Here is a 22,811-nt window from a genome sequence, read left to right on the forward strand (position 1 = left end):
TGACCGACAACTTTTTCAGCCAAATCTAAAGCGCCCACTTGCGCCATAGCCCCAACAACATAGGGTTTAAATTCTTGGCGTAGTTGTGTTTCAGTTTTGCTTCTTAAAAACTCTGTCGCAGCATTATCACCACCATTCAACAAAGCCATAGCATCATCAATCGTCATGGAAGAAACCGCAGATACAAATAATTTTTTGGCTTTAGGGGCAGCTTCTTCAGCGGCACGGTTCATTTTTAATTCAAGATCATTCAACGATCCATCCATACCAATGCGGCCCAAAGACTTTTGAACTTTTGCCAATTCGCCAGGAAGTTTTATTTTGATCGCGTCGTCTTCAAAATAGCCATTCGTAGCCGAGACGTGATCAACAACACGTTCCGTACCCACTTTTAAAGCTTCTTTCAAACCAAGGCCAACTTCTTCGGTCGTCACAGGCCCAGCGACCTCGGTGATACCTCCAAATATATTGGCTAAATCTTGATTCCCGTCCGTGACACAGCCTGTCGTCGCGCAGCTCATCAATAGTGCAAATGCAGCTATAATTTTACTCATATTACTTCCCCTTTTGCATTCGATAATGCCACCCCATTAACGTCATCATTTTTCGTCTACTCAAGCATTCTATGCTATCGGACAAAGCGCAAGCCATTTTGCATTGCTGAGGAAATTTACATTTCCCCTTTAAAATGTCTTTGCGCCTATTTAAAAACATCTTTGTTTACCAAACAAATGCCTACACAGCAAAGAATTATACTTCGCCTTAACGGTGTCCATGTATTTGGTGATGATATGAATAACCCGTATATCAACCCCTCGCGTATAGTCCCAACAGCATTCATTGCGCTTTGGACTATGCAGTGCCTAAGCTCTGCCATAGCTGAACCTCCCAGTTTGCATTCGCAACAGGCTGCACAAAATTCTGAAATCATTGATATTATTTCAAATGCGAGTGATCACGATCTTAATTTACTCGTCAAACTAAAGCATCAGCCTCATATTGCAGCGACCCAAATCACCGACAATGGATTTACGCTGTCAATTAGTGGGTTGCTATTGCATCAAGCCAGTATTGATCCACCTACTAACACCTACATTACCAGTGTCGAGGTCAGGTCTGAAACCAATTTACAGTCTAGCAAATTAGAATTTTCAACGCCTAGACTAACGCAAATACGGACTGAAATTTTCAAGAATGCGATTCTTGTATCTGCCAAATTAGCCAACCCCGCTCCTCTAAACTCACACACCGCCGCCCAAAGGCAGCAGCTTTCAATAACTGCGCCTCAGAACACAAGAATCACGCCTCCACAGTCTATCAATCAAGAAAAGCATTTTAGAGATGTTTTCCAATTATCTGCATCCTATTGCATGCAGGCTGAGAAATTATTGTCGGAAGATGCTTGGAATCTCGAAGCCGTAGCCGACCACGCCCTATGCATGACAGCAGATGGTAAACTAGACGAAGCGCAAATTTCAGTGGATCAAATACAGAGTTTTAGTCCCAATAATTGGAAAGCCGCACTCACCGCAGGAGAAATTTTAAGGCTTAAGGGGGATGTCAGCCAAAGTAAGATACAATTTTCTTACGCGATGCAATATGTCGAAAACCCTGAAATAAAAAAGACAATAGCAGACTGGGCTGCCCGCAATTAGCTTTGTTGAGAATTTTGCAGAATGGCGGATCAAAACCTCTAAAAAATCTCCGGCAAATGGGAAACCAAGTGGGGACAACATTGTCCCAAATGCCAGAGAAATTTATAAGATGAACGCAGTCTGTGACATGGGGGGATATCAACTTACAAGTTTGAGATGAGTAAACTCAAAGTTTTGACTGCGTTCACATCAACAATGTAGTCAATGCCAGTTCACACCACAATTAACGCATCATCACACTTACGAGAGCAGCTTACTTTTTTAATCCGTTTTTTTGACATTAAGCACAAAAAAAGCGGACCACATTCATCATGTGACCCACTTCTTCAGGGAGAAAATTGTTATACGCTTAAGCGACTTTGACTTTTTCTACCGCTTCTCCAGCACCCAAGAAGTCACCAATGTGACCCACGCCTTCATAGCCCAATTCCGCTCTTGCAAAATCTGCAATCGTCGGCATCAATTTTGAAATCTGTTCATTACCCAACCCGGCATTTTGTAGGTCGCGTACCATTTGAAAAGCAACAGCAGAGCGTCCACCCGGTGTCTGCTCGATCAAGCGAGCAATAATACCTGTTGCAGCGCCAACATCTACGCCTGATGTCGCTGACAGTGTGCGTGCGCCAGGAATATTTTCAAATACCAATGTCGCAAACTGCGATCCCTGACGGTCTGCAGCATTTAAAACAATCCCAAGAGCCGAACGCGCCATGTCTGAATTTAATTCTGTTTCACCGGCAATGTAATTTACGAATTTCTTCAACATGATCAGCTCTCCTGGCTTTTTCGTTTGTGTTGAAAGCCACCTCAATCCCCATAAGGATCACCCAGCGCCTTCTTTTCCATGAGAGTAATATTGCGTTGCGTATCTTAACAAAAAACGAATCACTTAGTTAAATTTGAAAATTAGCTTCAAATATTTTCTTGTTTAAATACAGTTCATTAATATAGGCAAAAACATCTCACCAAGGCGGAAAACTTTGCCTACCTACAGGACAAGATTGCCTATGTCGGTCAAATTCAATTAACAAAACCAAAACAAAATACACAAAATTAAATGAAGTGCCGCTATCGCCACCAGCAAGTTTAGATGTGCGGTGAAACACCACCATATATTGCAGCAGGAAATTGCTTTAATCTTGCCCACATCTGGTCGCCATAGGAAAAATGCCACCACTCAGTCGGGTTATTTGAAAAGCCAGCCGCATCCATCAACCAATATAGCAAGCGGCGATTTGCCTGCGCTTCCATATCAGACATTGAAGATGGTTCAGACCGTTCAAACCAATCTGTATGGGCATTTTCTGTCAGGTCGTCGAAAATACCGCCCATATAAAGCGGCTGTTTCGTATCAATATAGCGAAGCGTAAGGTCCGTTGCCCCTCCCGTTGCATGAGGCGAAGGCGAAGCCTCCCCTTCACTTGGCGGTGACCAGTATCGCTCAACTTCTTTCATCAAATTTTCTTCTGGAATTTCTGGTCGGTTTTGTCGTAGCCAATTGGGGAACCAGACACCATGAAAATGACGCTGAATAGCCTGCGGTCTCCATCCATCAAAAAGATATAGCTCTAAACCAGCCTCTTTAATTTGAGCATTAATATCCAGCAGCCGCATCGCCACACCTTCACGCAGATACAGCTCTTCAATCGCACCGGGTACTTTTTCAAAATAAGGTGGGTTATTGGGCGTGAAATAATGGTTGTCTCCCGCAATTCCCTTGCTGCGTACATCCACCATTCCTTCATTAAACGCAGGATTTTGCGTCTCGATAGCAACTTCTTGGCGAAAGCCCTGCTTTAATGCATTCACCGGCGCAAAAGCTGGAATGGCACGCCCTTTAAGGGCCAGAATATCTACATTAGGCATATCACAGCTCTCAACTTACTTTTCTACTGAAACCGGATCTTACTCAATGCTCTTCCAGTTTGCGCACTTCATATCCTGCAATCGGGAAATGGCAAATCACACCGCCCGTTTCATCAGTTTCACGCCCAATAATCACCTGTTCCGGTGACAGCGCCAACAATTCCCCAGACACAGCAACACACCCATAATCTACAGGTGTCACTTTTACATAATCTCCAATTTGTACGCCGGGTAAAAGTAAAGTCGTCACAAAGGGCAATTCTGGAAATGTATCAAAAGCATGATCCAACGCTTCCTGTTCATCGGAATCCTCGCTCAATCCATGCCCAAATGCATGTATCCGTTCCATCCATTCACAAACATTGCGATATGGGTACAGCAATGAGGAATTCAGCGGGCTTTGTGCCAATGACCACAAACAATGATAGACCGAAAAATCAGCTATCGACGGCTCATCCCCAAACATAAAGGCATTGTCGATCCAGTTGTTAAATTGGTTTAGATAGGAAGTCAGAAAACTCAACGCCGCTTCAGGCGTTAATTTTAATTTGGTCGACCCTTTAAAAAGAGCCGCCCTGTCTTTTTTAAAAGCCGCAGCTTTCCCGGGACTTATACGCTCAATTGTATCGGCAATCGCTTCAGGACGCATATTCAATGTCCGGCAAACATCCACAAGCTGAGTGTCCGCCCATTCTGCCACCCGCTCGGCCACAAAACCATGAGCGAACAAAGTCTCATCAAACGCATGATCTGCCAATGTTTTGGAGATAAGATGCGTATCGCAATAAATATTTGAATCAATCTGCAAAACAGGGGTGCGTCTATATCCGCCCGTTAAAAGATCCAATCTTGGGCGAGGCAAAATAGGCTCAATTTGAACGGATTGCCATTCCAGTTTCAAATATCCCATTAAAACCCGCACTTTTTCCGCAAAAGAAGAGGCAGGATAATGATGAAGAAATATAGCCATATCCGACCCTTCGCACTGATCGTCCCCACACAGCTTGTTCTAGTCAACAACAAATAATCGAGACGCGAATCTCTTCCCACGCATTGAATGTGACACACAAAATTAGAAAAGGTCTAGTTTTTCAATTGGCCTTGAAGGTATTTACCCACCGTAATTTGGCCTTTGTTTGAGTTTTTGCCACACAAAAGCAACAATAAATGATATTATGAAAGATGAAGCCACAAAATACCTAGGGGAAACACAATGAAATACCTGAACTTCTTCTTCCGCGAAGGATCTTCAATAATGTTTTCAATATATCTCGTCATTTTTGCTTTGACAGATATCACATTACTACCCTTAGGAACTGAAGCAGCAGGCATGTTCGCAGTCGCGATTGTTTGTCTTATATATCTTTCTCTTCAAAGCGGTATGGCAGCCTATTCTAGCGTTGGAAATGACAGGCCTATTTTTGATTTCTTCTTTTCTTTGGCCCCGCTTTTTACGCTTTTGATGATTGCTGTTCTATCGGTCGTCGGCGCAACAACACTCAGCACATTTGAATCCCTTTCAATGTGGCTCGCTTTTGCCATCACAATGATGGATGTCGTTTTTAACACACAGGTTATTTTTAAAATGAACAGACTAGCGACAGATATGGTGCAAATGAGGTAAGAGCTAGTTTGCTCTTCTCAATCATCAGGTGTCTGGGCATTTTGCCATGATCTTCAAATCCATATTCATTCCATTATGCGCAATGATGTTTGTCTTAAGCGCATGCTATGACGAAGACAGTGGAAATGAATCTTCTCCTGAGGTCGTGAATGAAAAGCCCAATCCAGTTCAAAACACGGCGTCTAAATCTATCGACCATGACAATCATGGACGCCCAAAAACCTATAAACTGATTGGGCAAAAAGCGCCTGTTTTTAGCACCACATCATCACAAGGTGAAACCATCAGTTCAGCCGATCTTGAAGGGCGCTGGACAGTCGTCAATTTCTGGGGGCTTTACTGTCACGACAGCCTCAATGACGCCAAATATGCAAACGCCTTAAAAACCGCGATAGATCAAGACCCTGACCTGAACTATCTTTCTATTCATACTGCACCAATGGAGAAACAACTCTCCACACCCTTTGGAAAATGGGGCGCGATAGAAACATTTTTCCAAGACAAAGGATATGATGAATACCCTGTCGCGCTGGATATAGATGCCGAGATCCGTGACATATTCAACATCGAATGGACACCAACCTATCTCTTGATCGGGCCAGACCTAACCATTGAAAGTTTTCGTACTGATTTTTCTGTAGACTCTAAAAATGGTATAAAAGACTTCATCAAAAAAATTCAAAATATCAAAAAGAAAAAAACCGACCAAAGCGCCCGCCCTTCCGTTGTTGAACAAGCATATAACGCCGCCCCAGCCGCCACCATTTCCAGCGCTGGCGTCGCGGGTTTATCAAGCCAGACTCCCTTTGATATGTGGGCGATACAACAAGCATTTGATGGATATGATGTGCGTGCAGTGCGCATTGAAACACCGCAAAAAGACTTAGAGACCTATGAAATCTACAATGAGCAAGAGCTTGTTATGCTGATCAGTCCGGATGAAACCGGAGATTGGGTTGGAGATGCAACAGCAGTCACACCCGAGTTTAAAGGTCCACTTGGAGAAACCATCGGCGTGTCCCGTCTTGGTGACATACCCAAAGATATTCTTGGAAAATGCGAGCACGAAATTGGTTTTTATAAAAATGCGCTAACCTGCCGCTCGGACAATATTTCACGATTTGCACGCATATTTGAAATTCCTGATAATTACGCCACTTCATCTGGCAATATCCCAAGCGAAGTGCGCCAAGCATCCAAACTTATCGGTCTCAGATTCATTCCTGATAATCGCGTTTTTTAAACCGATTATTTAAATGGTTGAACAATCAAGCGTCCCAGATACTGATCGTTTTTAGTCTGGAATTCCACTTGCCCTATTTGTGCATTATCGACGTTTGAAAATGACGCGCGATAAGTTCTGAACATCTTATCCCAGACGGAGAGAAAGAACCCGTAATTTGAATCGCTCTGAGATCTCTCAGTCGAATGATGCACACGATGCATTGCGGGCGTAACAATCAAGAGCCTAATAATGCGATCTAACCATTTAGGCAGTAAAATGTTAGCGTGGTTGAACAAAGCACTCACATTCAGCACAATTTGGAACCAGAAAATCGTCACTGGCGGCACACCAAGGACACACACAATCAACACTTTCCAGCCAAGTGAAATCAGTATTTCTAAAGGATGAAAGCGAAAAGCAGTCGACACATCCACATCTGGATCAGTGTGATGCACACGATGCAATCGCCATAAAAATGGAATTTTATGGGTCAAAAAATGCTGAAACCAGATAGCTAAATCCAGTGCTAGAAAACAGATAATGAACACGATCCAATATGGCCATTCTTGCACCATATTGAACAAGCCAACGCCCTGCTCACCCGCCCAAATGGCAATTGCCGCTAGCCCTAAAGGCAGTGCTAATTTCACCAAGACATTGCTTAAAACCACAAGGCCAAAACTGCCCGTCCAGCGCTGCAAACGGGTGAGCTTTCTTTTGCGATCTGGGAAGTACATCTCCAGCAGAGCAAAGATTGCAAATGCACCTAAAAAGCTAGCTAGGCGAAGTATGGTTTCAAAATTTTCCATGCTTTCAACGTATTCATTTTAACCGACCTCTACAATGAGGCTTTTACCTCGCTTTAGTTTACGACATGGTGTGTAGATGCCATTGTTTGATTCGCTCCGTAAATCTGAACTGCCTCGTGTCCTGGAATTTTTCGCAGGCGGTGGTTTTGCAATTAAGGGCTTAGAAGACAGTTTTCATTGTGTTTTTGCTAACGACAATGATCCACTCAAGTCCCGAACTTACACAGCGAATTTCGGCCCAACTCATTTTGACACCAGTGATGTGTGGACGTTGGATGCTAATCACATTCCCAATGCTGAATTAGCATGGGCATCATTTCCTTGTCAGGACATATCCATCGCTGGGTCACGCAAAGGCCTAAACGCGCCCCGCTCCAGCGCATTCTGGGGGTTTTGGCGCCTCATTGAAGCAATGGCAGATGATAAACGCGCGCCCCAAACACTCGCACTCGAGAATGTGGCCGGCCTCATCTCATCCCGTCGTGGACGCGATTTTACAACCGTCATCGAGACACTCGCTGATGCTGGATATCGTGTGGGTGCCATGGTTATAGACGCGGCTCTTTTTAGCCCGCAATCGCGCAAACGATTATTCATTATCGCTCATAAAGGCCGCATACCCGAAGGGTTGGAAGCAAATCATCCTGATCCAACCTACCACCCTCAAAATCTTCAGAAAATTGTCGCGCAGATGGACCCAACATGCCGTATGGCATGGACATGGTGGCAACTGCCTCACCCCCAAGAGAGATCCATTCAGCTTGAAGACATACTCGACCGTAAAGTGCCTGAAAACGCGTGGAGATCTCCAGAGGCCACGCAAAAATTAATCGAGCAAATGTCACCTGCGCACCGCGCTAAATTTGATGCCGCATTGAAACAGAAAAAATGGCGTGCCGGAGCAGTTTATCGCCGGATACGGGTCGAAGATGGAAACAAAATTCAACGTGCAGAAGTGCGATATGATGGCCTCGCAGGATGCCTTAGAACAGCTGCTGGAGGATCATCCAAACAATTGCTGATGATTACCCATAACGGAGAAGCGCGCCTAAGGGCATTGAATGCACGAGAAGCTGCCCGTTTGATGGGACTAGACGACACTTATATTCTGCCAGAAAAAGAAACACCCGCGCTTCAAGTCATTGGTGACGCGGTCAGCGTGCCCGTTGTCAATTGGTTATCGGAAAATCTGCTAAAAAAGCTTGTTCTACGCCCATCTCGATCATAAAATTCAAATCATTATGAAATGGTTTGAGATCCCCCACCCATCTGGCCCTGTTCATGCATAGATAAATTAGACAAATTCACTGAGATTATTTCGGCGAATGCGCAAAAACATTGTACAACGTCTTTCAGCATACGCCCAACAGGCTTATATCAGTCTAAAAGTACACTATTTTAAGAGATTCATCTGACCATGCTTCACATCTCGACACAAAAACTCATCGAGAAACTCCTCGAACGCACCCTATCTGGGACGATTGATTGGAAAGAACGTGTGCCCGATGGTGTGATTCTGGAAACAGAAGGTTATGTCGTTGAGCTAACCGCGTCTCCAGCCAATGTTAAACTTTCACAAGTCTCTGGTCGTCTACTCGAAGATGTCACGCATGAAGTTTTAGAAAGTACGCTCAATCAAGCTGGCCGCGATTATGCCAGCATCGTTGTCGAGCTTGCCGGAGAAGCTGACCGCTATGCCAAAGGCACTGAGCAAGCAATCGCTTCAATCCTTGACGCCGTTGAATCTAGCAATACGCCAGTCCTAAAATCAGGACCATCTTTCCTCGGTCAGCCCAAAACTGAAGTCCCAGCAACTGAGGCTGAAGAAGCAAACACTGAAGCAGAAACCGTTTCATCCGATTCTGATCCATCAACAGAAGCTGGAATGAACGCAGCTATTGTTAAAATGGTCGCCGAAATCAACGGCCCACCTGCAGGTGAAGAGTTGGATGAATTGGAAAATTCTCCAGAAACTGAAGCTGACGAGGAGCCAGCAGAAAGAGAGCAAGAAGAGCCAATTGCCGAAGTTGAAGCTGAGCCTGTTGTTGAAAGTGAAGAGGTCGAGCTTACACCTGAAAATGCGGAAGCTTTGCTTGCTGAAGGTCTACCTGAAGAACCTTCTATTGATGAAATAGAAAACATCGAAGAACAAATAGAAGAAGATATTCCAGAGTTCAAAACTCACATTGTTGAAACACCAGCTTCAGGCATTGCAGCTGGAAGCATGGCAGCGGCAGCGGCTGCAGCCGCGCTTGCTCAATCCACAGCAGATGAAACAAGCGAAACTGAAGATAATACAGACGAAATCACTTCAGATGAAACTCATGCATCTGAAAACGATGATGATTTATCAGCTGATACACCAGAAACGCTTCCAGAGCTTCCAGACATACGTGACATTGATGAGCTAGAAACAGCTGTAGAGGATGAAGCTGATACGGTTGAGGCTGAAGCAGAAATCGAAGAAACAGAAGCTTCAATAGAAGAAATTCTTCCTCCACCGCCGCTTGATCTGGAACCCACAGAAAAAACGCTAGACTCTGATACGTTGGAAATAGACCTTCCAGAATTGGAAGATGAAATTCAACTTGATGACATCGAAGAAACAGTGATTGCTGAACCGGAAGCCGATTTCAACAAACCTGCGACGAACGACCATTTCCAGCCATTTGCCAAGAGAAGTGCTGAAATAGCCGAAGACGCCGCAGAAGACGAAGTCGAACCGGCTACCGCATTCGAAGATGACATGCCACCTGCGCCCAAAGCACTGCCGCAAGTTGATGAAGAATTGGATGCTTTAGACATTGAACAACAAGCAATTGAACTTGAAGTCGCAACACACACTACGGCACCAGAAGCTCTTGAAGCCCCACCAACACCAGAGGCTCCAGAACAAGAACCGCAAATGATTGAGGAAGCAGCAGCATCTGCCAAAATCGAAGATGCGCCTGTTGAGCCCAAACCTGCGACGCCTGCTCCACTTGGATTTACATTTAAAAATAAAGTGACAGCCACAGGACTAACAATAGGCCGCAATATCGGGACTTTAATTTCAGGCGTCCCAGAGGATATTCGTCAACGCGCTGATGACCATGAACGTATGGTTCGGTTGCAAACTGAAAAAGCACAAGCTGAAGAGCGAGCAATCAAAGCAAGAAAAGCAGCGGAAGATGCACGTAAATCTTCAGTTGGCTTTAAATCCTGGTCTTAGAATAATCACGCAAATAAAAGCCTGCTATAATTAATAAATGTAGCAGGCTTAATTTATGTTTTTTAAGTTTGGTCCTATGGACGGCAATTACGAGGCAATAAATACCCTGTAAGCTGGTTATCGACCATAACAGCTTCAGCATCCAGACATGCACGCGGCGGCGGACCACTTTCAACCCGCATAAAACGACCAGATACATTCATCCAGTCTTCGCGCTTAACATCACTTAACGCATCCATAGATTCGACACCACCAGCTTCGCGCGCAATGCACAAATATTGATTATTCTTTGCTGTCTGCAAAACAAAAGCCGTCAAACCCTCATCACGAGATTGCATTGCAGTCACCATAGCTTTGCGTGATGCGCCGTCGCTTATCTCGTCCAATGCTCTGAAACAAGCATCAGATTCTATTGCATATATACCTATCTCTTTGGTCCAGTTTGAATTCGCTGCTTCATCAACAGATTCAGATGGTGCCTCTGCTTGAGTTTCACCTTTATAAACACACCCGTGATAACTCACATCATCGTGAAAGACGGTAATAGATCCACGAACAGGTTCATTGGCTTGTGCATTCACACACTCTCCCGCCCGAATAGAAATCGTCATTGCCTCCAACACAAATGAGTCAGCTCCATCACTTTTTTCAGGTGCGCTGATTTTGGCTTCTATCTCTGGCAATCCCAAACGTTGAAAAACAAACCATCCATTGTTTAGCTCTAATCTCCAGAAAGGCTCCTGACCTGCTGCATAGAATGGAGGATCAACAACCCAATTGGATGTATCCAGAACAACATCCTCCGCCTCTTCAGGCATCGCCAGCTCAAGCGTTTCGGGAATGACATATTGAGGAGAACCAACTTCAGATTCAGTTACATCGCTTTCATTCTCGTCTATTTTATCTGCTCCATTGTCACAAGCAGACATCATCAAGACAAAGGGCAAAACCGTCACTAGAACGATATTCCGTTTTTCACGCAGACACTTCATTGATTGGTCCTGAATCCCATTCTCAATTTTGGCCTCGAAAGACTTCAAGCCAATGTAATAACCACTCAACCAAGAAGGTAAATGATTAAATCCCTAAATGTCGGCAATGTCCGTGAAAGATCACATAATCTCATGCTTCAAACCGACTGATAAATCTGCCGCTCAGAATCAAGCAGCTTCCCTTAAATACATTCGACATAGAAAATGTAATTGTGAAGAGATTAAAATAAATAAATACTTACATTTCTCAGTTTAACTTCAGCAAAGCACGTTTCTCATTAAATCTGAGTCCGCCTGATACGATGAAACTAGTCTGAAAAAGTTGAAATACAATCCCTGACCAATGCTATCCTTTAATGCGCAATAGCAAGTGCTGGCCCATGGTCTGAGCGCAATAAAGTACGGCTAACACCCCCAAAGATCAGCTCTTCAACTCGGGAATGTCCAAAAGCACCAGCAACCAATATACCCGCCCCTTCGTCTTTGGTGAGTTTAAGTAGTCCATCCGCAACTTCACCAGAAAATTCACGAACTGTCATGGGTATATTCCGCACTTCAAGCCATTCGCGAACAATTGAGGTATTCTCTGGGCCATCCATATCTTGAGGATCAATACGATCAATATTTTGAGCAATTACGACGCGGTCTGCGCTACAAATAACACGTTCATGCAAAGCAACTGCCCGCGCGGCTTCAGGACTTCCATCCCATGCGATAACGATCGTTGAAATGTCAGGATCTTTATCTGTTCCAGCTATGATAACCGGTTGGCGACGTGACATTAATGTATATTCAAATGCAGAACCATACGGGCCACTGGCACGGCCACAATCATGGGGAAAAACCAATGCAGCCGACAATATAGCTGCCGCTCCAAATTCCTGCTCTGGTAAACCTTCAATATGACGTACAAATGCCATTTCAGGATCCATTTTCTCGGACGCGCAAATGGCTTTAAAATTCTTTTCTAATTTTTCGCGCGTATTTTGCTGTGCCTCTTTCACACCTTGAAGAACTTGCGCGCTGCTAGGCATATAAAGCCCCACTCCCGCACCAGTCATTAACAACGAACCTGCTGGGTCTGGCATTGCAGAAATACCTTGGACTTTGGTTTTAAGTCGCTTTGCCAATCGGCAAGCCAAAACACTTGCTTCAGTCATTGCTTCAGCACCCTCAGTCAGGGTCAGAAATACGCTCATAACATACCCTCCAGATCATAAATTGTTTACAGAAAGAAAAATCCTTTCTTTCTGTGTGGATTTAAACACAAATATTGATCTATGAACACAGTTCCTTTGTCGCAATCTCCCATTTAAGACAAAAAAACCGAGTGTCAAAAGTGACACTCGGTTTCTTCACGATACTCTGGGGGAGAGTATCAGGGGTGCTGGTATGTGTTACTTACCAGCGGGAGGAAAACGTTCGTAGAAGGTTTGTCCCTTTGTCGCCATTTCACGTAGCATGGCTCCAGGACGGAAACGCTCACCATATGCATCTGCTAAACGGTCTGCTTCAGCTACAAAAGCAGCTACGCCCCATTTAAGGTCAATGTATGAAACCGCTCCACCTGTGTAAGGCGCAAAGCCCCACGCAAGGATAGATCCGACATCACCATCACGCGCATCAGTGATAACACCCTCTTCAAAACAACGTGCAACTTCAACGCTTTGGCGAACCAGAAGACGATTAATAAGTTCTTGGCGCTCTTCAAGAGACACTTCTGTTGTTTTGACTTCGATTTTCTCAGACAAGCCTTTCCAAATTTGTGAAGGCTTACCTTTTTCATCATAGTCATAATAACCTTTACCGGCTTTGCGGCCGACACGGTCTTTTTCTTCAACAATCCAAGCTGTCAGAGCACCTAACGGATCGGCATTGTAATCAACACCCTCTGCAGCTGCCATCTGACGACCAATCTTAAGCCCTGTATCAAGTCCAACACTATCAGACACTTCAAGTGGGCCCATAGGCATACCAGATTGGCGTCCAACATTCTCAATGATAGCTGGCGCAATACCTTCACTCAGCATTGTGATGCCTTCATGCGTGTAAGTACTGAAACAACGCGATGTGTAGAAACCACGGAAGTCATTAACGGCAACAGGAGTCTTCTTGATCTTAAGCACATAGTCGATTGCTTTAGCCAAAGTCTCTTTAGACGTTTTCTCACCCATGATAATTTCAACAAGCCCCATTCTCTCAACAGGTGAGAAGAAGTGGATACCGATGAAATTGTCAGGACGCGATGACGCTTCAGCAAGGCCTGTAATCGGCAATGTTGATGTGTTTGATCCCATCACGGCTGTTTCAGCAATTTGTGCTTCACAATCAGCCGTAATCTTGGCTTTCAGCTCTGGGTTTTCATACACAGCTTCAATGATCAGTTCAGATCCTTTAAGCTGGTCATAGTCTGTTGTGGGAGTAATCAACGCAAGAAGAGCATCCGCTTTTTCTTGTGTCATCTTACCGCGACTAACGGCTTTATCGACGATACGTTTTGAATAATCCTTACCGCGATCAGCTGACTCTTGAGACACATCCACAAGAATAGTTGGAATACCAGCAGCTGCTTGAACATAAGCAATACCAGCTCCCATAAGCCCCGCACCCACGACACCAACTTTGTTGATTTCGTATTTTGGAACGCCTTCTGGACGTGATGCACCTTTGGATAGGTCTTGCAAGGATTGGAACAATGTCCGCACCATGCCTTGGGCTTCTGGTGTCGCAACTGTTTTCGCGAAGTAACGGCTCTCAACTTTGATCGCCAGGTCCATCGATAATTGTAGACCTTCATACACACATGAAAGAATGTTTTTCTGTGCTGGATAGTTACCGTGAGTCTCTTTAACGATCATGGCATTACCCATCATCAAGACTTGTGTCGCCATTGGGTGCTGGTTTGGAATTCCGCCCGGCACTTTAAACTTAGGCTGATCCCAAGGCGCAACAGCTTTGGGGTTTGCAAGAACCCACTCAGTCGCTTTTTCAACAAGCTCAGCAGTTGGCGCAGATGCGTGACACACGCCCATAGAAACAGCTTCAGCCGCTTTCATTGTCTTACCCTGAAGAAGATAAGGTGCAGCAGCTTGAATTCCCATCAAACGCGGAAGACGCTGTGTACCACCACCACCTGGTAGCAAACCGATTTTGCCTTCAGGAAGCGCAATGCGTAGCTTTGGTTGATCATCAGCAATAATACGGTAGTGACAAGCAAGAGCCAGTTCCAAACCGCCGCCCATCGCCAAACCATTAATCGCAATCGCAACTGGCTTGCCGCATGTTTCCATTTCACGGAAAAGCTTGTTAATGCCGAAAGCCATGTTGAAAACTTCGGCTTTTTCCTCTGGCGTCTCAGCTTTACTTGCTAATGCCAAAAGACCTGTCATCTCACCAAGGTCAGCACCCGCACAGAAGCCGGACTCTTTTCCTGATGTAAAAACAAGACCTTTAATCGCGTCGTTCTCTGTGACTTCTTTGACAATCGCAGCAATATCTTCATTTGCCGCTCGCGTCAGTGTGTTCATAGAACGCTCAGGTGCATCAAACTTTGCCAACGCAACGCCGTTATCACCTATCTCGAAGGAGAATTGTGTTAAATTCATAGCTGTGTCTCCTTTAAACGCGTTCAATAACAGTTGCAGTACCCATTCCGGCACCGATACATAGAGTTACAAGAGCTGTTTCTTTGTCAGAACGCTCAAGCTCATCAACCATAGTTCCAAGGATCATCGCACCTGTTGCACCCAGCGGGTGACCCATGGCGATTGCCCCTCCATTCACGTTCATTTTATCATGTGGAATGTTGAAATGTTGCATCATGCGCAGAACAACAGCAGCAAAGGCTTCGTTCAACTCGATCAAGTCGATGTCGTTAATGTCCATTTTCAGCTTGCCTAGAAGCTTCTCAGTCACATCTACAGGACCAGTCAACATGATTGTAGGCTCAGAACCGATAGAACAGAAACCTTTCATGCGTGCACGCGGCTTAAGGCCAAGGCGTTCACCCATTTCTTTTGTCCCAATCAAGACACCAGCCGCACCATCAACAATACCTGATGAGTTACCAGCGTGGTGAACATGGTTCATTTTTTCAATTTCAGGGTAACGCGAAAGCGCCACAGCATCAAAGCCCATTTCTCCCATCATCTGGAAGCTTGGGTTAAGGCCAGAAAGGCCTTCCATCGTCGCATCCGGACGCATGTGCTCATCATGGTCTAGCAAAATGCCGCCCATTTGGTCTTTCACTGGGATAATAGACTTCTTAAAGCGTCCCTCTTCCCATGAACGGGCCGCACGTTTCTGACTTTCTACCGCATAAGCATCACAGTCTTCACGCGAAAAACCGTATTTCGTGGCGATAATGTCGGCTGACACACCTTGGGGCACAAAACGAGTTCCGATCGCTGAAATCGGGTCTACAGGCCAAGCTCCGCCATTTGATCCCATCGGCACACGAGACATCGCTTCAACACCGCCTCCAATCGCCATATCCGCTTCACCGGACATAACTTTAGCAGCAGCCATATTACAGGCTTCCAGTGCTGATGCACAGAAACGATCAACCTGCACACCAGCAACTTTTTGATCATATCCAGCATTCATCACTGCGATACGCGCAATATCAGAACCTTGCTCACCAATGGGAGCAACACATCCGAATATGGCGTCATCAACTTTTGATGTATCCAAATTATTACGGTCGCGAATTGCTTCTAGAACTTGTGTCGCTAAAGAAAGCGACGTTGTTTCATGCAAGGAACCATTCTTGCCTTTTCCGCGCGGAGTTCTGACCGCGTCAAAAATATATGCATCTGGCATTCTTGTTTTCTCCCGTGTGTGGCGGCTTCCCGCCACGAATTAGAAGTCTAATATGAGTAGACGTAGTTATTATTTATCCGATTAGAATTGCGCTTCTTCTAGCAAGAAGAGAGGCTCAGCACCGGTTTTTACTTTTACCAGATGCGCCGCAACGTCAGGCAACATGCGTTCAACAAAATAACGCCCTGTCGCTAGCTTTTCTGCATAAAAACTATCGCCTGAATCTTTCTTAGCGAGTGCAGCTTTCGCCATGCGCGCCCACATATACGCAAATGCTGTATATCCAAAGATGTTCAGATAGTCATGAGATGCTGCCGCTGCATTATCTGGGTTTGTCATCCCGTTTTGCATCAACCACATTGTTGCTTCTTGAAGCTGACCTTTAGTCGTTTTCAAAGCATCAATATAAAGCTTCATGTCTTCGCTGTCGTTTTCTGCAATAAATGCATCCATCTCAGCATTGAAGGTCATGATGGCGCGACCACCTTTTGATGCAAGCTTACGACCAACTAGATCAAGCGCTTGAACACCATTGGTTCCTTCATAAATCAACGCAATACGGCAATCACGCACAAATTGCTCCATGCCCCACTCTCTAGTGAAACCAGAACCACCGTGGATTTGCATCGCGTCGATACAGCCTTTAAGGCCTTTATCTGTTAGGAATGCTTTGATAACAGGTGTCAGCAAGCCCATATAATCGCCGGCTTTTTCACGTGTTGCTTCATCTTCTGCGCGATGCTCAAGGTCATTTTGCAAAGACGTCCACAATGAGAATGCTCGCGCACCTTCATTGAATGCTTTTTGATCCATCAACATACGGCGCACATCAGGGTGGACAATCACTGGGTCAGCCGCTTTCTCTGGCGCTTTCACACCAGATACTGAACGTCCCTGAATACGATCTTTGGCAAAATCAACCGCATTTTGATAAGAGATCTCTGATTGTGCGAGACCTTGCATACCAACACCCAGACGCGCAGCATTCATCATCACAAACATTGTGCGCATGCCTTTATTTGGCTCACCCACGAGATAACCCGTCGCGCCATCATAATTCATCACGCATGTCGCGTTTCCGTGGATACCCATTTTCTCTTCTAGGCCACCACATCCACATGCATTGCGCTCACCTGGGTTTCCATTTTCATCCAGAATGAATTTCGGCACGATAAATAGAGACACACCTTTAATGCCTTCAGGCGCGCCTTCAATTTTAGCCAACACAAGATGGATAATATTGTCAGTGAAGTCGTTTTCACCACCAGAAATCCAGATCTTCTGACCCGTGATTTTATATGTACCATCAGCTTGGGGTGCAGCTTTGGTTTTCATCAAACCAAGGTCAGTCCCACAATGTGGCTCGGTTAGGTTCATCGTACCTGACCACTCACCCGACACCATTTTAGGAACATAAGTTTCTTTTTGCTCTTGTGAACCACCAGCGACAATCGCTGAATAAGCTCCATGAGTTAGGCCTGGATACATTGCAAATGCCATGTTTGCAGATGACATCATTTCGCTAATGGCACTATCTAGCACATAAGGTAGACCTTGGCCGCCAAATTCAGGGCTAGCTGAAAGTCCAGTCCATCCACCTTCAGCCATAGCTTTATAGGCCTCAGGAAAACCATCCGGTGTTTTCACGCTTCCATCAGCGTTACGGATAACACCTTGTTGATCTCCAACCATGTTCAACGGGTGCAGAACTTCTTTAGAAAATTTCGCACCTTCATTCAAAATAGCGTCAACAAGGTCTTCTGAAAGCTCAGAAAAACCTGACAGATTATTATAAGATTCAATGTTCAAAACATCATTTAAAATGAAGCGCATATCGCGCACGGGAGCATCATAACGAGGCATAATATCACCTGTATTGGGAATAGTGGTTTAGGTTTATTTGTATACGCAAAAAGACGATTTCAGCTATTCTGCGGCTTCGGCATTTTTGAAAATCCGGTCACGTTCTTGCAACAGCACTTCTTTGCTTGGTTTAGCTAAATGATCATTGATCGCTTTCATGTGCTCTTTGATTTGAACAAGCGCACCGTCAATATCACGCCGTTGTTTCTCTAGCTTTTTCACTTGATCTTGATAGCGCTCCAACATGCGTTCCATCTGAACACGTGGGCCTTCCAAGTTATACACGTCTAGCAATTCTCGAATTTCAGCGAGTGAAAAACCGATATTTTTACCTTGTAAAATCAATTGCAGACGACCACGATCTTTATAAGAATAGACGCGGTGCATACCATTACGTGTGGGGTGTAGAAGATCCTTGTCCTCGTAAAAACGAAGTGCTCGCGGCGTAACTTCAAACTCCTTGGCGAGCTCGCCAATGCTGTATGAACGCATAATTTTCTCCCGATTGCTGCCTATTTTAGAATGGCTTATATGCAATTAAATATACCTACCCCTTACGTGAACGTCAAGTATTTTCTGCTGCAGTGCGACATTTTTAGCAAAAATTTACTTATCGTGAAGAAAACACTGAAAATTCTGCCTAGTTAACCAATCCATTAACTCCCCTTTAAGCAAAAGCATCGCATCTAAGAGATTGGGTATAATTTGCCGGAGTTCATTAACTCTGCGTTAGTATAATAAGACTGGAGCCAAGGATGGGGCATGCACCTTGGAGCGTTAAAGGAATAGATCCTAAAGCTCGCGCGAAAGCTAGAGAACACGCTCAACGAGATGGCATAACTCTCGGAAGTTATTTGAACCGCCTTCTATTAGAAGACAGCGGATCCAATGATGGTGAAAAATCCCACTCCCCTTTAAACTCCATACTTCGCGGCGAAGCACCACCTGAGCGCGTTTCCGAAGTAGCCAGCACACTCGAAGAAATTTCCCGTCGCATGAATGCAGGTGAAAACCGCTCAACGCAGGCATTGGCCGGCGTTGATCAATCCATGCTTACGCTTTTGAATCGCCTTGAATCGACTGAACGGGCAACAGCTGGCATGGCAAGCCGGTTTGATGGTGCCCTTGATGATATGCGCGCAACGCATGCATCCTTAGAAGAGCGTCTAGATTCAGTGAGCCGCAAAGATAATTCGCGCCGCATGCTAGATGCCATGCGTGCTTTAGAGGGTGCACTCACAAAGCTTTCTAAACAGGTTCACGACACAAAAGATAAAGTCGCGACAGAACACGATAACCTTCGCGAAGAAGTCAATCGCGGCGTGTCACACCTTTCCAAAGAAGTCGATAACATCACGCGACGCGTGGATGAGAGCACACGCAGATTTGATGACACTTCCAGTCGTTTGGACCGTTTCGAGCGCACTGCTGATGATCGCCTACGCGATGCTTTAGGCCGCACAGAGACAGCGCTTGATGTCGCCCGTGCGCAATCTCGCAAAGCTGAAGAACGCTTCAATTCATTAGAAGACAAAGTCAGCGAAACACAGCGCAAAGCAGACTCAGCGCTAGCGACATCTCAAAATTCATTCAATGATCTGCGCGAAAGCCTCAAATCATTTGCATCTCACACAGATAGCAAACTTGATGAAGCGATATCGACTGCGGACACTGCGCTTTCTACCGCACAAAGAAACTCAAGCGAAATTTCAGCAGAAGTCACCAAACGCAATAATGAGCTCGCTGAAAAACTTTTTGGCAGCATTAATGACGTCGAGCAGCGTATAGCTGCGGCTCAGCAAAATGTGACTTCCATGTTTGCGAAGGTTTCAGACGTTGGCGCAAAAGCTGAAAAAGCTGAACGTTCAGGCAAGTCATCTGAAGAAGCCTTGGCAACACTTCAGGCAGCTATGGAGCGCATCAATGAACGCGTATCAGCTGCTGAAGAAAACAAAGCGAACGCAATCACTGATCTTGAAAAATCATACAGCACGCTGGATGAGCGACTTGACGAAGTGCAGCAAAAAATCGGCGATTCCACCAATATCCGCGAAGAATTTGAAGCAAAACTAGCCTCCATCGCTGATGATTTCTCCAAATCTTTGGAAGACACGCGCACAGAAATGGCCCAAATCAGTAGCCAAAGCGCTGCGGGGAATGAAGGCGGCAATGCGATTGAAGCTCTGCAACAACAGATGGATGCGGTTCACTCTGAAATAGCCGCAGCTGAAGAGCGTCAATTAAACGCTGTAGAGCTCATCACTGGTCAGTTTGAACGCCTTTCTGAAGCATTGGACCAGCGCTTACACGCAGTTGAAACGAACAAATCAACGAATGTTGGTGTTCTGGCCGAGCAAGTCGGCAAAATTGCTGGGCACATGGAAGAGCGTCTGGAAGCAACAAACAAAAAGATTGATGACACAGAGCGTCGCAGCGCTGAGGCAATCGAACAAGTCGGCGAACATGTTGCTCGTGCAACAGAGCGTCTCCAAGCTCGCAATGAAGAAACTTTCGACAATATCTATGAAAAAATAGACGAAGTTTCTAAATCCACGCGCCAGCACCTTTCATCAACAATGGAAGATATTGAAAAACGTTTGCGAGATGCAAGAGAAGAAGCCGAGCGCATCGTGTCCCCTGTTCAAAACACAGTATCCTCACTCGCTAAGCGCATCAACAACATGTCGTCTGGTGGTAATGATGACATTGACTTTGAAGATGACTTTTCTTCAGACATCGCGCCACCTCCGCTACCGTCTGCAGACTTAGAAGACGATCAAACAAATCACTTCAGTAATGATTCCGGTATACTTGATGACTTCATCGATGCTGTAGAAATGCCAGAAACTGATGCCTCATCAACAATAGACGATTTTGAAGAAAACACGACTTCACCACCCGTGTTTGAAGATGAATACACATCCTCAAGCGCCTCTGAAGGTGGCATTAAAGACGATGAAATCGCAGATATCGCTTATAATGCCCGTAAAGAATTTGCTGCAGAACTCGCTGAGCAGCGTGCTGAACTGGAAGCAGAAGAAGAATTATTCCGTCAAAATGATGATGCTGTCGAAGAATTTGCAATTAATTCACAGTCTGCATTTCCTATCTCTGAAGACGAAAACCTATTTTCCGGTGACGCTGAAACAGATGCTTTCACATCTTCACTAGAACTTGAATACGAAACAGAATTGCCAGTTGATAGCCCTGCCTATCACATGCGGTCTGATGAGGGGCTTAATGATGACCCTTATGCACGCGCCAGCAATAATAGCTCTGAATTTCTAAATAGCGCACGCCAAGCCGCCAAAGAACGTGGAACCACTAACCGTGCTATCGTGACGGGCAATGACGAACGCAAAAACAACAAACTTCCAATGGTTGCCGCTGGTGTTTTAGCGGCTGCTGTCGTTGGCGGCGCAGGCATGGTTGCAATGCGTGGAAAGCATGTGAATGCAGATGATGCTTTCACAACCACACCGCCTAAATTTAATCCAGATTCAATTCAATCCGGCTCAACACTGGAAGACGAAGACACACTATTTGATTCAAACGAAGAAGCAGCCGACACACAAGCGGCACTCGAACGAGAGCAAAATATGGAATTTGCAAACCTAAATGTGGATGAAGAATTGCTATTTCCGCAAGAGGCGCGAATTTTGACGTCTGACAATTTCAAAAAAGCTGAGGCAACATCTGGCGCACTCAACAGTGCATCTGTTGCGCCAGCAAAACGCGTATCTCCTTTAGATGCATTTGCCTCTTCGCGTACAAAAGACATTGCTGAAGCATCTGCCACATCCGCAACACCTGCCGCAGCCACAAGCAAAGCTTTACCAGAAACTCTCACCTCTAAGCCAAAGACTGTTACGCTTGAAACAGCAGCTGCAAGTGGTTCCCCTATCGCCTTGCACGAATTGGCAATAAAACAACTTGCTTCGGGTGAAAAACGCATCGCTGCTGAAACGATGCGCAAAGCTGCTGATCAAGGTCTTGCGGCAGCTCAATATCGTATGGGTAAACTTTATGAGCGCGGCGAAGGTGTACCGCGCTCCATTAAAGAAAGCCGCAAATGGACAAAACTGGCAGCGGAAAATGGCAATGTAAAAGCCATGCACGACTTAGCGGTTTTCTATGCTGAAGGCGAAGGCGGAGAACAATCCTTCCTCTCAGGTGTAGAATGGTTCTCACGCGCAGCTGAATACGGCTTGATTGATAGTCAATACAATCTAGGTGTGCTCTATGAGCAAGGTCTCGGCGTTTCTACGGATTTAGCTAAAGCAGCTTACTGGTTTGAAGTGGCCGGCCACAATGGAGATGCTGATGGAACGCGCCGCGCGCGTGAAATTTTGCGCAATCTTCCATCAACAGAAGCAAACAAAATTATCGCTGACGCTGACGCATTCATTCCGCGCCAAATGAGCGCTGCTGCAAACGGGAAATTTGGACCACAATCGTGGAATGCCCCCATGAAGGCTCAAATTGCCGAAGTTCAATCGCTACTTTCTAAAATAAACGGCATACAACTGACAAATGATGGTATTATGGGGCCAAACACACGTAATGCTATTCGATCTTGGGAAGAAAGAAATGGGCTCATACCCACAGGCGATGTTTCAGACGCATTATTGCGTCAATTGCGTGCGGCTACTCAAAAAGCAGCTTAACTCCTCCAATTGGCAGAGCTAAGGTGTTTTTAAATACCATATTACACCATTTGAGACTAAAAGCTTGCCGCTTAAGGG

General features: G+C 45.3%; 17 protein-coding genes. 6 read left to right on the forward strand and 11 right to left on the reverse strand.

Going from position 1 to position 22,811, the window contains the following annotated elements; genetic code table 11:
* Positions 1-554: DUF4197 domain-containing protein (locus tag AC5EF3_RS09220; RefSeq protein ID WP_493547833.1), on the reverse strand; the 554-nt coding region annotated here is incomplete at its 3' end.
* 237 nt (positions 555-791) lie between these two features.
* Here AC5EF3_RS09220 and AC5EF3_RS09225 point away from each other — a divergent pair.
* Positions 792-1,655, forward strand: coding sequence for a hypothetical protein (locus AC5EF3_RS09225; RefSeq protein WP_493547834.1), 864 nt, complete (start codon positions 792-794; stop codon positions 1,653-1,655).
* 349 nt (positions 1,656-2,004) lie between these two features.
* On the opposite strand, the gene AC5EF3_RS09230 is transcribed toward AC5EF3_RS09225, so the two are convergent.
* From AC5EF3_RS09230 to AC5EF3_RS09240, 3 genes are all read right to left on the reverse strand, one after another.
* Positions 2,005-2,421, reverse strand: coding sequence for a hypothetical protein (locus tag AC5EF3_RS09230; RefSeq protein WP_015826785.1), 417 nt, complete (start codon positions 2,419-2,421; stop codon positions 2,005-2,007).
* A gap of 320 nt (positions 2,422-2,741) precedes the next feature.
* Positions 2,742-3,521 carry a M15 family metallopeptidase gene (locus tag AC5EF3_RS09235; protein ID WP_493547835.1) on the reverse strand — a complete coding sequence of 260 codons (780 nt, stop codon included), beginning with the start codon at positions 3,519-3,521 and terminating at the stop codon, positions 2,742-2,744.
* Positions 3,522-3,564: 43 nt separating this feature from the next.
* Positions 3,565-4,491 carry a glutathione S-transferase family protein gene (locus AC5EF3_RS09240; RefSeq protein ID WP_015826783.1) on the reverse strand — a complete coding sequence of 309 codons (927 nt, stop codon included), beginning with the start codon at positions 4,489-4,491 and terminating at the stop codon, positions 3,565-3,567.
* A gap of 243 nt (positions 4,492-4,734) precedes the next feature.
* Between AC5EF3_RS09240 and AC5EF3_RS09245 the strand changes: the two genes are divergently transcribed.
* Positions 4,735-5,145 (forward strand): hypothetical protein, encoded by a 411-nt coding sequence (locus AC5EF3_RS09245; RefSeq protein WP_049763126.1) that lies wholly within the window; start codon positions 4,735-4,737, stop codon positions 5,143-5,145.
* Positions 5,146-5,191: 46 nt separating this feature from the next.
* Positions 5,192-6,388, forward strand: coding sequence for a TlpA family protein disulfide reductase (locus AC5EF3_RS09250; RefSeq protein WP_493547836.1), 1,197 nt, complete (start codon positions 5,192-5,194; stop codon positions 6,386-6,388).
* Between the two features lie 5 nt (positions 6,389-6,393).
* On the opposite strand, the gene AC5EF3_RS09255 is transcribed toward AC5EF3_RS09250, so the two are convergent.
* Entirely contained in the window at positions 6,394-7,179 is a 786-nt protein-coding gene (locus tag AC5EF3_RS09255; RefSeq protein ID WP_493547837.1) for a sterol desaturase family protein, read from the reverse strand.
* A gap of 76 nt (positions 7,180-7,255) precedes the next feature.
* Between AC5EF3_RS09255 and AC5EF3_RS09260 the strand changes: the two genes are divergently transcribed.
* Positions 7,256-8,407, forward strand: coding sequence for a DNA cytosine methyltransferase (locus AC5EF3_RS09260; RefSeq protein WP_493547838.1), 1,152 nt, complete (start codon positions 7,256-7,258; stop codon positions 8,405-8,407).
* Between the two features lie 189 nt (positions 8,408-8,596).
* The gene (locus tag AC5EF3_RS09265) at positions 8,597-10,390 is read left to right on the forward strand and encodes a hypothetical protein (protein WP_493547839.1); all 1,794 of its coding nucleotides are present in this window, start codon (positions 8,597-8,599) and stop codon (positions 10,388-10,390) included.
* Between the two features lie 74 nt (positions 10,391-10,464).
* Here AC5EF3_RS09265 and AC5EF3_RS09270 read toward each other — a convergent pair whose 3' ends face one another.
* From AC5EF3_RS09270 to AC5EF3_RS09295, 6 genes are all read right to left on the reverse strand, one after another.
* Positions 10,465-11,382 (reverse strand): COG3650 family protein, encoded by a 918-nt coding sequence (locus AC5EF3_RS09270; protein ID WP_493547840.1) that lies wholly within the window; start codon positions 11,380-11,382, stop codon positions 10,465-10,467.
* A gap of 353 nt (positions 11,383-11,735) precedes the next feature.
* Positions 11,736-12,581, reverse strand: coding sequence for a universal stress protein (locus tag AC5EF3_RS09275; RefSeq protein WP_015826776.1), 846 nt, complete (start codon positions 12,579-12,581; stop codon positions 11,736-11,738).
* Between the two features lie 198 nt (positions 12,582-12,779).
* A complete protein-coding gene (locus tag AC5EF3_RS09280; RefSeq protein WP_493547841.1) occupies positions 12,780-14,987 on the reverse strand; it encodes a 3-hydroxyacyl-CoA dehydrogenase NAD-binding domain-containing protein in 2,208 nt (735 codons plus the stop codon).
* A 13-nt stretch (positions 14,988-15,000) separates the two neighbouring features.
* Positions 15,001-16,203 carry an acetyl-CoA C-acetyltransferase gene (locus AC5EF3_RS09285; RefSeq protein WP_493547842.1) on the reverse strand — a complete coding sequence of 401 codons (1,203 nt, stop codon included), beginning with the start codon at positions 16,201-16,203 and terminating at the stop codon, positions 15,001-15,003.
* Positions 16,204-16,284: 81 nt separating this feature from the next.
* Positions 16,285-18,066 carry an acyl-CoA dehydrogenase C-terminal domain-containing protein gene (locus tag AC5EF3_RS09290; protein ID WP_493547843.1) on the reverse strand — a complete coding sequence of 594 codons (1,782 nt, stop codon included), beginning with the start codon at positions 18,064-18,066 and terminating at the stop codon, positions 16,285-16,287.
* A 63-nt stretch (positions 18,067-18,129) separates the two neighbouring features.
* The gene (locus AC5EF3_RS09295; RefSeq protein ID WP_015826772.1) at positions 18,130-18,558 is read right to left on the reverse strand and encodes a MerR family transcriptional regulator; all 429 of its coding nucleotides are present in this window, start codon (positions 18,556-18,558) and stop codon (positions 18,130-18,132) included.
* A 263-nt stretch (positions 18,559-18,821) separates the two neighbouring features.
* Between AC5EF3_RS09295 and AC5EF3_RS09300 the strand changes: the two genes are divergently transcribed.
* The gene (locus AC5EF3_RS09300; protein WP_493547844.1) at positions 18,822-22,733 is read left to right on the forward strand and encodes a peptidoglycan-binding protein; all 3,912 of its coding nucleotides are present in this window, start codon (positions 18,822-18,824) and stop codon (positions 22,731-22,733) included.
* The last annotated feature ends 78 nt before the right edge of the window (positions 22,734-22,811 follow it).

Source organism: Hirschia sp. (assembly GCF_058892565.1).

What these genes read in the sequence shown, in the direction of transcription:
- AC5EF3_RS09225 (WP_493547834.1), top strand. Translation starts at nt 792, where the DNA reads ATGAATAACCCGTATATCAACCCCTCGCGTATAGTCCCAACAGCATTC.
- AC5EF3_RS09230 (WP_015826785.1), bottom strand. Translation starts at nt 2,421, where the DNA reads ATGTTGAAGAAATTCGTAAATTACATTGCCGGTGAAACAGAATTAAAT.
- AC5EF3_RS09235 (WP_493547835.1), bottom strand. Translation starts at nt 3,521, where the DNA reads ATGCCTAATGTAGATATTCTGGCCCTTAAAGGGCGTGCCATTCCAGCT.
- AC5EF3_RS09240 (WP_015826783.1), bottom strand. Translation starts at nt 4,491, where the DNA reads ATGGCTATATTTCTTCATCATTATCCTGCCTCTTCTTTTGCGGAAAAA.
- AC5EF3_RS09245 (WP_049763126.1), top strand. Translation starts at nt 4,735, where the DNA reads ATGAAATACCTGAACTTCTTCTTCCGCGAAGGATCTTCAATAATGTTT.
- AC5EF3_RS09250 (WP_493547836.1), top strand. Translation starts at nt 5,192, where the DNA reads ATGATCTTCAAATCCATATTCATTCCATTATGCGCAATGATGTTTGTC.
- AC5EF3_RS09255 (WP_493547837.1), bottom strand. Translation starts at nt 7,179, where the DNA reads ATGGAAAATTTTGAAACCATACTTCGCCTAGCTAGCTTTTTAGGTGCA.
- AC5EF3_RS09260 (WP_493547838.1), top strand. Translation starts at nt 7,256, where the DNA reads ATGCCATTGTTTGATTCGCTCCGTAAATCTGAACTGCCTCGTGTCCTG.
- AC5EF3_RS09265 (WP_493547839.1), top strand. Translation starts at nt 8,597, where the DNA reads ATGCTTCACATCTCGACACAAAAACTCATCGAGAAACTCCTCGAACGC.
- AC5EF3_RS09270 (WP_493547840.1), bottom strand. Translation starts at nt 11,382, where the DNA reads ATGAAGTGTCTGCGTGAAAAACGGAATATCGTTCTAGTGACGGTTTTG.
- AC5EF3_RS09275 (WP_015826776.1), bottom strand. Translation starts at nt 12,581, where the DNA reads ATGAGCGTATTTCTGACCCTGACTGAGGGTGCTGAAGCAATGACTGAA.
- AC5EF3_RS09280 (WP_493547841.1), bottom strand. Translation starts at nt 14,987, where the DNA reads ATGAATTTAACACAATTCTCCTTCGAGATAGGTGATAACGGCGTTGCG.
- AC5EF3_RS09285 (WP_493547842.1), bottom strand. Translation starts at nt 16,203, where the DNA reads ATGCCAGATGCATATATTTTTGACGCGGTCAGAACTCCGCGCGGAAAA.
- AC5EF3_RS09290 (WP_493547843.1), bottom strand. Translation starts at nt 18,066, where the DNA reads ATGCCTCGTTATGATGCTCCCGTGCGCGATATGCGCTTCATTTTAAAT.
- AC5EF3_RS09295 (WP_015826772.1), bottom strand. Translation starts at nt 18,558, where the DNA reads ATGCGTTCATACAGCATTGGCGAGCTCGCCAAGGAGTTTGAAGTTACG.
- AC5EF3_RS09300 (WP_493547844.1), top strand. Translation starts at nt 18,822, where the DNA reads ATGGGGCATGCACCTTGGAGCGTTAAAGGAATAGATCCTAAAGCTCGC.